This is a genomic window from Prevotella sp. P6B4, from assembly GCF_000619985.1.
Taxonomy (GTDB): domain Bacteria; phylum Bacteroidota; class Bacteroidia; order Bacteroidales; family Bacteroidaceae; genus Prevotella.
The window spans coordinates 55301-68101 of sequence record NZ_JHVE01000003.1; the positions used below are offsets into that span (position 1 = coordinate 55301).

8 protein-coding genes are annotated in these 12801 nt (G+C 47.4%); 2 read left to right on the forward strand and 6 right to left on the reverse strand.

The window, feature by feature from the left end; genetic code table 11:
- Position 1 precedes the first annotated feature (1 nt).
- Entirely contained in the window at positions 2-2215 is a 2214-nt protein-coding gene (gene clpA / locus T491_RS0102600; protein ID WP_051522928.1) for an ATP-dependent Clp protease ATP-binding subunit ClpA, read from the forward strand.
- A complete protein-coding gene (gene aat, locus T491_RS0102605) occupies positions 2193-2846 on the forward strand; it encodes a leucyl/phenylalanyl-tRNA--protein transferase (protein WP_028902491.1) in 654 nt (217 codons plus the stop codon). Before clpA ends, aat begins: the two co-directional genes overlap by 23 nt.
- A gap of 42 nt (positions 2847-2888) precedes the next feature.
- Here aat and T491_RS0102610 read toward each other — a convergent pair whose 3' ends face one another.
- The 6 genes from T491_RS0102610 to T491_RS0102635 are packed head-to-tail and all read right to left on the reverse strand — an operon-like array spanning position 2889 to position 12789.
- On the reverse strand, positions 2889-4073 hold the full coding sequence (locus T491_RS0102610) for a dicarboxylate/amino acid:cation symporter (protein ID WP_231480165.1): 1185 nt from the start codon (positions 4071-4073) through the stop codon (positions 2889-2891).
- 57 nt (positions 4074-4130) lie between these two features.
- Positions 4131-5594 carry an amidohydrolase gene (locus T491_RS0102615; protein WP_028902493.1) on the reverse strand — a complete coding sequence of 488 codons (1464 nt, stop codon included), beginning with the start codon at positions 5592-5594 and terminating at the stop codon, positions 4131-4133.
- Entirely contained in the window at positions 5594-7615 is a 2022-nt protein-coding gene (locus T491_RS0102620; RefSeq protein ID WP_081773206.1) for a S9 family peptidase, read from the reverse strand. The genes T491_RS0102615 and T491_RS0102620 overlap by 1 nt, the downstream gene beginning before the upstream one ends.
- Before the next feature lie 13 nt (positions 7616-7628).
- Positions 7629-8180 carry a TlpA disulfide reductase family protein gene (locus tag T491_RS15515; protein ID WP_081773207.1) on the reverse strand — a complete coding sequence of 184 codons (552 nt, stop codon included), beginning with the start codon at positions 8178-8180 and terminating at the stop codon, positions 7629-7631.
- Positions 8181-8211: 31 nt separating this feature from the next.
- Positions 8212-9741 carry a hypothetical protein gene (locus T491_RS0102630; RefSeq protein WP_155950000.1) on the reverse strand — a complete coding sequence of 510 codons (1530 nt, stop codon included), beginning with the start codon at positions 9739-9741 and terminating at the stop codon, positions 8212-8214.
- 12 nt (positions 9742-9753) lie between these two features.
- Positions 9754-12789, reverse strand: coding sequence for a SusC/RagA family TonB-linked outer membrane protein (locus T491_RS0102635; protein WP_028902496.1), 3036 nt, complete (start codon positions 12787-12789; stop codon positions 9754-9756).
- Positions 12790-12801 lie beyond the last annotated feature (12 nt).

Sequence of the window (12801 nt, forward strand, 5' to 3'; positions counted from 1 at the left end):
TATGGCAGAAATACAGCAATCACCTCGCGCTATCAAACTGTTGCATAACAGTCTGAAATGCTGTAAGGGCTATCGTCATGAGTTCCTGATGCCAGAGCATCTGTTGATGGTGCTGTTGGATGATTATGAGTTCAATCAAACCTTCGATACCTATTACTCGGCCGATCTGTTTCAGGACCGTTTAGAGGATTGTTTGGAGAAAATCGAAATGGTGCCCGAGGAATGTGATTATGAGCCAGAGACTTCTGTACAAATGGGCCAGCTGCTGGAGTTGGCCTGCTTACAGGTTGTCAATAGCTCAGCCACAGCCCTCGATGCTCCGCATCTGACCATGGGACTGTTACAACTCAAGGAGTCATGGGCAGCCTATCTGCTAAAAGATGCGTTGGGTGATAACGAGAGCGATTTTATGAGCGAACTGATTAGCGCCTACGAGGTGGCTGACCATCTGGAACTTGAGACTGGCGCGAACCGGCAAGAAGGTGCATGGCGACGTCTGGTGACCTGTATGAACGATCTGTATCATCAGCACAATCCGTTGATAGGACGTGAGTCTGAACTGCAGCGCACTATCCAGGTGCTGTGTCGCAAGGATAAGAATAACCCGTTGCATGTTGGCGAACCTGGTGTTGGCAAGACCGCTCTGGTTTGGGGACTGGCCAGACTGATAGCCGAAGGTAACGTGCCTGACAGACTGAAGGGTAGCCGGATCTACCAGCTCGATATAGGAACCCTGTTGGCTGGTACACAGTATCGTGGTGATTTTGAGAATCGAATCAAGCTCATTATGGATGGCATTCAGGAAGAGTCTGATCGAAATATCGTGTACATCGACGAGATACATACGCTGGTAGGAGCGGGCGCTATCGGTGATAGTTCTATGGATGCCTCGAATATGTTGAAACCCTATCTGGAGAGTGGTAGTATCCGTTTTATCGGGTCGACTACCTACGAGGAATACAATCGTCATTTCTCTCGCTCGAAAGGATTGGTACGTCGTTTCCAGCAGATTGACATCACTGAGCCTACACCCGAGGAGACCAAACACATCCTGCGACAGCTGCGCGGACAGTACGAAACGTTTCATCATGTGATCTACGATGAGGCGGCACTCGACTTTGCCGTGGATGCCAGCTTTAAATATGTAAACGACCGCTATCTGCCCGACAAGGCTATCGACCTCATTGACGAGGCTGGTGCTATGGCAGAAGTAAGAAGTAATACTAATGAGGGGCGTGTCACGAAGACTGATATCTCGGATGTGTTGGCAAAGACCTGCAAGGTTGAAGCGATGGTAATGACTGAGGATGACGATAATAGTCAGTTGGAGACGTTGGCTCCACGTCTGTTATCGAAGATTTATGGTCAAGATGAGGCTATCCGTCAGGTGGTAGAGTCGGTACAGCTATCGAAGGCTGGACTGCTCGACGACAATAAACCCTTGGCATCGCTGCTATTTGTAGGACCTACCGGTGTGGGTAAGACTGAGGTGGCTCGTGTTCTGGCTACGGAGTTAGGTATTGCCCTGCTACGATTCGACATGAGTGAATATACTGAGAAGCACACCGTGGCTAAGCTGATAGGCTCGCCAGCAGGCTATGTGGGCTACGAGGACGGTGGATTGCTGACCGATGCTATCCGTAAGACGCCTAATTGTGTGCTACTGCTCGACGAAATTGAAAAGGCCCATCAGGACATCTACAATATTCTGTTGCAGGTAATGGATTATGCCCGGCTGACAGACAACAAGGGACGTAAGGCCGACTTCCGTAATGTCATTTTGATTATGACCTCGAATGCCGGTGCCCAATATGCTGGTCAGGCCAATATCGGCTTTGTTGGCAGTACCACGCGCGGCGAAGCTATGTTGAAGCAGGTGAAGCGGTTGTTCAAACCTGAATTCATCAATCGCTTGACCGGAACTGTGGTGTTCAACGATATGGATCGTGAAATGGCGACCCTGATTCTGCGTAAGAAACTGGGTGAACTACAGGAGAAACTGACTGCCAAGCAGGTGGAGATGACGCTGAGCGACGACGCCTTCCAGTTGTTACTCAAAGAAGGCTATACCCGCGAGTATGGTGCTCGCGAGATGGATCGTGTGATAGCCCAGCGGCTGAAACCGTTGCTAATGCGCGAGATACTGTTTGGCAGTCTGAAACAAGGTGGCTCAGTTATAATAGGTACGCGCGATGGCAGTTTATCAATTGGATAACGATTTGTGGTTCCCTGACCCGCATTTGGGTGAGGAAGATGGACTGGTGGCTATTGGCGGTGACTTATCGGTCGATCGCTTGATATTGGCCTATTCCAATGGTTTTTTCCCTTGGTTTTCGTTTAAACATCAAGACGAGCCTCTATGGTATTGTCCGTTGCAACGCTTCGTGATCTTCCCCAACGAGGTGCACGTCAGCCACTCTATGCGTCAGTTGATAAACAAAGGCGACTATCGTTTAACGATTAATCAGGATTTTGAGAGTGTGATACGCGGTTGTGCTACCGCCCAGAACCGCAACCAGGACGAAGGTGCCTGGTTGGGTGCTGAGATGATTGAGGCCTATACCGAGATGTATCGGCAGGGGTTTGCTGCCAGTGTGGAGGTATGGAACGATTCGCAGTTGGTGGGCGGACTGTACGGCATCAATCTTGGTACGGCTTTCTTTGGTGAGAGCATGTTCTCGCTTGTTCCCAATGCCTCGAAGCTCGCTTTGATTCATTTGGCGCGCACATTCGGTTCATTGGGTGGTAAACTTATCGATTGCCAGTTCGAAACACCCCACTTGAAGTCGATGGGTGGACGCTTTATCTCCTATGAGGAATACATCCAAACCATAAAGAACTCATAGTCTGGCGATGGAAGAAAGGGCTATGAGTAAGAAGTGAACTATTTATATATCATGGTCGACCATTGCTGCTACACATGAGTCGCTCCATACGTTTTCTGCTGTTTCAATCATGTCGATAATGGTGTAAATGGGCAGGATGATGCCTAAAACGGCTACTGGTGCGCCGATGCCAGACATTAATGATAACGTGAGGAAAAAGCACCCCATGGGTACACCTGCATTACCGATAGCCGAGACTACCGAGATGATTATCCACATCAGTATAGTGCTTAGGGTGAGTGGCGTGCCGCCTTGCTGCATGACAAACAGCGAAGTGACAAGGATAAAGGCTGCGCAACCATTCATGTTGATGGTGGTACATATGGGGAGTACAAAGCGGCTGATGTTCTGACGGACACCCAGACGCTTTTCTGCGGTATCCATGGTTACAGGTAGGGTTGCGGCGCTGCTCTTGGTGAAGAGTGCCATGAGCACAGCAGGCATCATTTTGCTAAGCACATGGATGGGGTTCAGCCCGCGAGCTAATAGGAATAGTGGTAGCACTACGAAGAACTGGATGACATTCCCCCCTAATACCACTAATACATATTTGCCAATAGAGTCGGCCACCACACCTGTTGACACCTGTGCCGACAGTTGGGCAGAGAATGCCACGATACCCAAGGGAAGAGTCCGGATAAGGCCGCGAATCAATAAAAACAATAATTCTTGCAAACCAATCAGCCCCCTAACGACTGTCGTCTTGTTTTCAGATTCGGGTAGTTTAGACAGACCGAAACCGATGGCAAAAGCTAATAAAAGCAATGACAGTACGTTACCATCAATAAATGGACGTACGATATTGTTAGGAATGATGCTCACGACATGATCTATATATGAGGTCTGAGGGGCGAGATCGGAAGTCAGAGTAGCATTGACCAACGAATCAAGGGGCAGTTTGCCCGGGGCAATGAGTACATAGAGGACGGCCCCTATACTTGCGGCTGCTAAAGTTGTGAGTAGGGTGTAGGTAAGCGTATGACCAAAGATGCGTCCAGACCCCTTAGAACCGAACGTGGAAAATGTGGTAATGACAGCCAATACAATGGTTGGCACCGCCAATAATTGAAACAAGCGTGTATATACGGTAGCTACAAAATTCATCGAAGCATCGAGCCATTCCAGCCCGAGCCATCCTAATACTGCACCCACGACGAGGGCACCAATCCAAATAAATGATGTTTTCATATTCATATGCAAAGGTACGGAATTCCAGTGAGAATCCCGTACCATTTTCGATTATTCTTACTTTGAAACACGATAATCGAGGGCTGGTTTACGATTACCTAACAACGGAACATATTTAAAATCAGGTCCTACTTCTTTCTTAAATTCCTCTTTGACAGCGTTTAGCAATTTGGAATCGGTAAACAAGTCGACAGCGGTTAATGCAAACACACGGCTGGCATTTAATAGTCCTTTTGTGCCGATTGTGGTTCCATCGGTCGCTACATTCTGCCAACTATGTCCCGGACTGCCAGGAACAAAGGTGGCCGCTCCGAAACTGGCTAAAGGTACAACCCAAGATACATCGCCGACATCGCTTGAACCGCCACTCCCTTCTTTGGGAAATTCAGCCAAGGGCAGAACCTTTGCTGCCATATTGACAAGTGAATCTGGATTGCCGCTGGCTTTGTTGAGGGCTTCGGCAAACTTACGCTCTCGTTCGTCGTAGATGACGCCACCTACTGTTTCCAGATTTTTCTGAATCACACGCGATAATGTTTTGTTGTGCAATCGCTCATAAGTTCCGGCTACAATCTCCTTTTCTACTCTGGTTTGGGTGCCCTTGGCTGCACCTACGGCAGCCGAATCAATCCACTCTGTCAGCGTATTCAAGATGTCTCTCTTGGGGCTGCGGATATAGTAGCTTACACGGGCGTATTCTGGTACTACATTGGGTGCAAAGCCACCATCGGGAATGACATAATGGATACGTGATGAAGTGGGGACATGTTCTCGAAGCAGGTTGACCATGTAGTCGAATGCCTCAACGGCATCCAACGCCGAACGCCCTTTCCATGGATTTCCTGCAGCATGGGCTGGCTTACCATAGAACTTATAGTCGACCATTACCATGGCTGTTCCTCCATTAGTACTTACGGCATTGACTGATGAGGGGTGCCAATCGAGTACGACGTCAACGCCCTTAAACAAGCCTTCTCGAACAAGATATACCTTACCTGCACCACCCTCCTCGGCTGGCGAACCATACACCTTGATCGTTCCTTTCTGATTGTTGGATGCCAGCCATTTACTCAGTGATACAGCAGCAGCGCTTGAAGCGACACCAAATGTGTTATGACCACACCCCTGACCAGGAGCATTCTCTTTGATAGGCTTGCGATAGGGGACAGTGTCTTGGGAGAGACCAGGTAGAGCATCAAACTCAGCCAGAAAACCGATTACAGGTTCGCCGCTGCCATAAGTTGCTACAAAAGCCGTTGGCATACCAGCCACACCTTCCTCAATGCTAAAACCGTTCTCACGGAGATGCTGCTTTAGCAGCCCACTACTATTAGTCTCGAGAAACCCTAACTCAGGATTGGCCCAAATGGTCTTTTGCAATTTGTCGTAGGTGGCGAAATTGTTGTTTATATAGTCCAGGGCAACCTTTGCTTTCTGATTTCCCTTTGTATTCTTTTTTGCTGCTGAGCTGCTGCCAACTACCAGTGTGGCCAACAGTAATAATCCAATAGTTCTTTTCATTATTTCAAGTATTTATTAAACCAGTTTGTAATTTCTTGAAGTCGTTTGATTCGATTGAGCGGTCGGCCGCTACGAGATAACTCGTGGTTCTCACCTTTGAAGATGACGATGCGTGAAGCTACACCAAAATATTGCAATGCACTGTACATCTGTAATCCTTCGGGCAGAGGACAACGGTAGTCCTCATCGCTATGGATGAAAAGAGTTGGTGTCTTGACCTTGTTTGCATAAGCAAGGGGAGACTTTTTCCATAGTTCTTGATTGTTTGTCCAAGGATCTGCACCTATATATCCCCAACCAAAATTGTAGCCGATATCGCTGAGGGCTTCGAGTGATACCCAGTTGCTGATACTGCGTTGGGAGGCTGCCGCACGGAAACGGTCTGTATGGCCGATAATCCAATTGGTCATCACACCACCATATGATCCGCCTGTTACGCCAAGACGATCTTTGTCTATATAGTCGAACTGTGCAATGGCAGCATCAACAAATGCCATGATATCATCGTAGTCGCGACCACCGAAGTCGCCTTTCAGTTGGGCATAGTCAGAGCCTTGACCACTTCCTCCCCGAGGATTAGCAAAGATGACTGCATATCCCTGATTGGCCCAATACTGCATCTCGTGAAAGAATCCTGCACCATAGGCTGCACGAGGGCCACCATGGATGTCGAGAATCGTGGGATACTTCTTTCCTGACTCGAAATTGGTTGGCGGTAGGATATATCCACGTTGCTCTTGTCCAGCCCCATTGATATATTTGATTTCCTGTGGGGTGACAACTTGATGGGATGCGAACGTTGACGTATTGATATCGCTGATTCGTTTGGGTTCATTTTTGCCGTCGAACAAATAGAATTCCTGACCGTTTTGTCCTTCTGAAGCCAACAGGAGAAATCCCTTCTGATAACGCAGATAGGCGTCGACATCATAATTCAGAGGAGTTAGCGGGGTAACAGTCTCGTCTTTCCAAGATAGTCTGACAAGGGGAAGTCTGTCAATGGCGGTGGTGTTGAAGATGATGCCATCCTTATCAATAAGTGGCTCTGAGTGATTGCCGCCTTTGGTATCTGTGGCGAGTCCACCGCCCAGCTCGTATGGTTCGCCATTGTAGACCTGCTTGAACTGACCGCTATGAATGGATAAGTGGTAGAACTGACTGTTGGCCTGAGGGTTATCTGCACGATGCGTCTTGGCGGTTAGGAAAAGACGCTGTCCATCGATAAACTGCAGGGAACCATAGCTGGTGCTATCTTTTATACCCAGTTGTTTGGATGTCTGCTCAGCAATCGAGTAGATGTGAAGTTGATTGCTGTGGATACGGAAACTCTTCTTGTCAGAAATCGTATATGCCAAATAGCGGTGATCAGGACTTAATGCAAGACCTCCGGCATTCTGTAGGGAGTCGGTCAGCGCCTTAACCTGTCCGTTCTTATACTCATACAGTACCTGACGTGAGCCATTGATGTCGCCACGTCCGTTCGACCAAAATGGTAGCTCGTCGAAGATTCGGTAGCGTTTGTTGGCGTCCTTGGCTTTCAGGGAATCGGGCAATCTGTCGTTTGTTTGATGTAGCTTATAGGATGCCGTGAAGAAGAAATGCTGACGACTGATATATTTCACCTGTCCTACTGAGTATGGCAGACGCAACCATTCTGTGGCTTCACCATAACCTTTTGTAAGTTCAAGGAACACCGTCTGTCCCTTATCCCGTTTTTTCAGGATGATGGCGTCGGCAAGCACATCATATCCTCCGACGGTACCTGAGGTGGTTAGCGCTTTGGCACGGCCATCTACTAATTGGTATAAATCGCTTGTGTACTTGTCGTCCTTAATATTGGCTTTGCGGATAACAAAGAAGATATCGTTGCCAATGGTCTTGACATCGGATATGGCCTGGACTTTCGAGAAGAAGTCGATGCCTATCGGCTGCTTCTGTGTATTGGTCTGAGCTGTCGTTTCCAGATGAGTGCCCCCCAGCAAGAGTGCAATAATCGAAAGTGATATATTTCGTTTCATCATCTTATGCTATTTTTTATTTTGATAAATACTTGTCTATTGTGTTAACCAGCGACTGGAACTCTTCCTGATTGAAAAGACGTGTGCGCTTGATGATTTTTCCATCGCGGTCAATCAGGATGTTACGAGTGATTCCTGATTGACGCAATGCGTATTTAGCGTAGATGTCAGCACCGGGATCAAGTGCCAGGGGATAGGTGATGCCGGTTTTCTGGGCGAAGGCTTTGACCTTATCTATGGGCTCGTCGCGATCGATGCCAATCAATACAAAATTAGGATCGTCTTTGTGTTTCTGCCAGATATCACTCTCGATGAATGGCATCTCCTTACGGCATACCCCACACCAGCTGGCGGTGAACTGTATCATCACTAACTTGCCTCGCAGGTCGGACAGTCTTACCTGTTGGCCGTCGGTCAGGGTGGCAACAAAATCGGGAGCCTTATCGCCATCAAAGACTATATAACCATTGGAATCGGCTTTCTCCTCTAATGTGCCGGTTTGGGCGTAAGCGCCGTATCCCCATGTGAGCAGGCATATGAGGCTCAAAAACTTGTATCTGATATTCATATGATTTATTCTCTATGTTGTTATGATTCCATTATTCTGAAGCTTTCCAACCAGTGTCGTAAGCAGTAGCCAACTCGCCGAAGATGCCTTTTTCGCCGATGTACTCTTTTCCACCGAAGCTATACAGCTCCTCGCCGATAAGTTCGAGTTGTTTCTGAGGGATCGGATACTCTGTAGGCGTACCTCCTATCAACAGGTTGTTGCGGCGCATGAAGGTGAATGGTACAGTGACGCCACCTGCGGCATCAATCTCTATGGCGTACTCATAGTGGATAGCCTGACGGATGGCATCCTCATTGGCTGCGATATTGCCCAGATGCCCTTGTGACTTACGGGCTGCATCAGCAGCATTCAGCAAGGCGGCAGCTCCCTCATAATCCTGAAGCCAGAGCTTGGCCTCTGCTTTTAATAACCTGATTTCTTCTGCCAGGAAATAAGGGTTGATGGAGCCTACTTCAGCCAGACTATTACTGCTATTAGTCCAACGTTCGCGGATATAGTTTGAGAAGAGTCCTCGACCGCGTGATTCCATCAGGATGCCAAAGTTGGGCGTATATGAGAAATACTGGTAAAAGCGGTCGTCATCTGTTGTGATAGGACCTAAGATGGTATCGTCTGTGGGATAGTAATTAGGGTAGGTATGTGTATTGTCTGCCAGATAAGGCACTTTGACATCGACAGGGCGATTGCTATTACCCTTGAAATTCAGGTTGTTAAGCAATGCATTGTAGTAGCCGCCCGAGGTTGTAGTAATCAGGAAATCATTGGTGAATCCCTTTTCTGCAAACGCCAAGACCTTCTGCCAATAAGCTGCACCCAAGGATTCTGCCTCAGATTTATCACGTGCTATAGACGACAAGATACGGGCTGCGATGGAATTGGCAAGTTTCAGAAAATCGTCCTTGCTGATGGTGATGCCTCTGAGAAAATCGAACTGCAAAGCATTTGAGCCTTGGGCGAGTTCAATCGCTTTCTCGAGGTGCTTGACACCATTCAGGGTCAAGTCCTTGTAAGAATCGGGATAGCCTTTTTCTGTCAGTGAAATGTTATCTACTATGATGCCACGATCATAAAGATTGCCAAGATAGCCCTGAGCAACACCTTTAGCATAGTAGGCTCCTACAAGACAGTCGCTTGTTCGGTCCTTACCGGCATCATCATAAGCTTTACCTCCTTGATTCTCAATGATGTCGATAACTTTCGTCGCATCCAGGTTAGCCTGATAAAAACTGCTGTAGAGTGCGTTGAGCGAGGCACTATAGGAACGCTCAGAACTGCTATTGATAATCCTCATGCGCGGCTCCTGGGCGTAATACCACCAGTTGGAGTTACCATTGGTATTGGTGGTCTGGTCGGCCAGCAAACTGAAATGGACGCCTGCTGTGCTGGTAGTTGTATTGAATACCGTTTGCACACTACTGGTTACGAGCGAATAGCTAAAACTCTTGATGATGCTAACAGCTTCCTCGTTGGTAAGAGTGCTTGGATCGTCGAAATCTGTTTTCTCGCATGCTGTGAACAAGACAACAGCTGCGATATATGGTAGGATATTCTTTTTCATTGTAATCTGCATTTAAAAATCAATCGTTAACTTAGCTGAGAGTGTACGGTATGATGGATAGTTAAAGAAATCGGATGTACCGGCACTGCCATCATAGTTGTCACCATCAACATTGACACCAGTGAACTTAGTCAGGATGAAGAGGTTACGTCCGAGTAAGGCAAAGCGCGCTTTCTTTATCCACTGTCCAAGACCAAGGCGTGCTACTGGGATATTGTACGAGAGTGATAGCTCGCGTAGTGACACATAGCCTGCATCCTCAACCCAATAGTCGGTGGGCAACTCAGCATTGAATACCTGTGTTGCAAAAGTGAGTGGAAGACCGGCTTGTGCAGCTTTATCGTCGAATTCCGAGCGTGACACATAAGCCAGATACTGTACCGTTTCGTTATACTTCTGACCACCCTTCTTCCAGTCGAGCGAAGCGTAGAGAGAGAACGGACCATAAGTGAAAGTATTGCTGAAACCTACAGTGAAGTCGGGCTGTGCATCACCAATCACTTTGGTGTTTCCTGTTTTCTCATCTACATAGAAGACTGGTGCTTCGTTCTTGGTGCCTAATGCAGCTTTCTCTACTACAAAGCCTAATGAGTTAACTGTGTAATCGTTCAATGTCTTTGTTCCGTCGCCGGCATTTGTTACATAGCCAGCCTCGTTAGTCTTTAACTGCCTCAAATCCGTAAAGATACCATATCCCCAGATGGTAGAGGTGCTTAAACCCTTGTCGCGACGATAGTCACCGTCTGTAAAGGCAGGGATATCTCCCATGTCGGTGATTTCACTGCGGACACGGCTGAACGTCAAGCCTGCATCCCAAGAGAAATTCTTGGTATTGATGATACGACCAGAGAACTCTAACTCCAAAGAGTTTGACTTAACCTTACCTAGATTATCATAGATGGTGGCAGAACCCTGTGAAGGCGTAAATGAGGGAACTGAGATAAAGTCGTTCTTACTTCTTGCGAAGGCATAGTTGAACTGTACGTTCAACCAGTTCCAGATAACGGCATCGAATCCGAACTCTGTCTCTGCTGTGATGGCACGTTTCAGATCTGTATTGGCGTTTTGGGTAAAGCTGACACCACCCGAATTCGTCAGTGTTACACGGCTGTCCTTTGCACCATAAGGTGGCAGACTACCAGCCTCACCATAGGCAACACGCAGTTTCAATTCATTGACAGGACCTAACTTAAAGTCTTGAGTGAGTCGATAAGCCACTGACGCACGAGGGAAGAATGCCCAGCTGACGTTGCTGCCAAAACGTGAGCTTTTGTCAAGACGTCCTAATACATCCAAGAACCACTTGTCTTTCCAGCTGCCTTTGAAATTCAGGAAATAACCGTAGTTGACCGTTTTCTGCCATGTAGAAGAAATGCTACGGGTTGAAGCATCTGTGATGTTTAGTGATTTTACAGGTGCAGTCAGATTGTAACCATTAGCACTGAACCCGTCTATCTGCTCATATTCGTAGACACTTTTGAAAGCTGCGCTCAGATCAAAGTCACCAACCTTTTGGTTATAGTTCAGCTGGAACTGGGCGTTTCTTGTATTGGTCTGTCTGGTTGTCTTCTCATAATAACCATTGTTTTTGGTCGCGTCTACTGACAGTGTCTCATAACCAATAGGGTAATAGTTCTCTGTCAGATAGTCTGTACGCTGGATAGAGTAGGCTGCCTCGGCACTGAATGCTTTGGATATCTGGTATCTGGCTTTCCAACCAAGCAACAGGTTCTTAGTCGTGTAATCGTACTGTCGATTGGTAAACTCATAGAGTGGGTTACTGAATTGGCTCGATACCAGATTCAGACCATCGGGGGCAACCAGATATTTGCCTGATTCATCTTTCTGTGCCAGGTTAATGAACGGCTCCAGCAACAGGGCTGAATACACCAGTCCGTTGGCACTTGAGTTGTTGGCAACATACGAGGGATTATTGCTCACACTGTATTGGGCGGTGAACTCGGTTGTCAGTCCTTTGACGGGCTTATATCCTAAGTTAAACAGGAAACTCTGCTTCTTATCAGCATCGATGGCACTGGTAACACCACCTTTCGACTGGTTCTGGAAAGATGCATAGATATTGTACTGCTCGCCTGAGGCACCGAGTGAAACGGTATTGTTGTAAAAGGGCTGGTCGCTCAGCAGGTTGCTGATGTTATCGACAGGATTGATGTAGGGATGAAGGTTAACAGAATATCCATTCTCCTGGTAATCGATAACGCGACCACCCTGATTCAGTGCAAACGATCCATCGCTATTCACCTTGTAGTGATGATATTGTGAAGTTTTAGGAATATTGATGGCATGGCTGAATCCTAACTCGTTGTCGAGTGTAACGCTCAGTTTGTTACCTCTTCCTTTTTTGGTGATGATCTGAATGACACCACCTTCACCACGGGTACCATAAAGTGCTGATGCTGCGGCACCTTTGACAATCTCGATAGTCTCGATGTCTGTTGGGTTTATGTCAGATAATGACAGTGAGGTTACAAAACCGTCAATCACAATCAGTGGCTCAATATTGCCGTTGATGGATTTTGCTCCACGAAGATATACCTTTGCGCCAGAATTACCATCGGATTGTTCTATTCTGATACCGGCCACTTTTCCACGTAGGGTGGTTGAGGCATCGGTTTGAGGAACAGCGCTGATTAACTCGTCGCTCACCTTTGTCAAGGCAAAGGAAAGCCCTTTTCTGGAGGTGCCTTGTGCTACACCTGTTACAACGATACCTTCCAAGCTGTTAGAGTTCTCAATGAGTTGTATCTGAACAGGCTCGTCGAAGTCATATACATCTACATCGAGGGCACGATAGCCTACATATTCCACTCTTAGGGTCAGGGGGGCTTCAACCTTTGTCTGTAGACTGAAGTTTCCGTCTATATCGGTTACTACACCTTTTCCCTTTTCACTCTTGACAATCACCGAGGCGCCTATCAACGGTTCACCTGTTCGGACATCGGTGATATGACCAGTAACCAGGCCCTGTGCGAGGGCCGCTAAGGGCCCTATTGCAACGAGTGTTGCAATAAACAATCTTTTTACCATAAGTATGTGCTG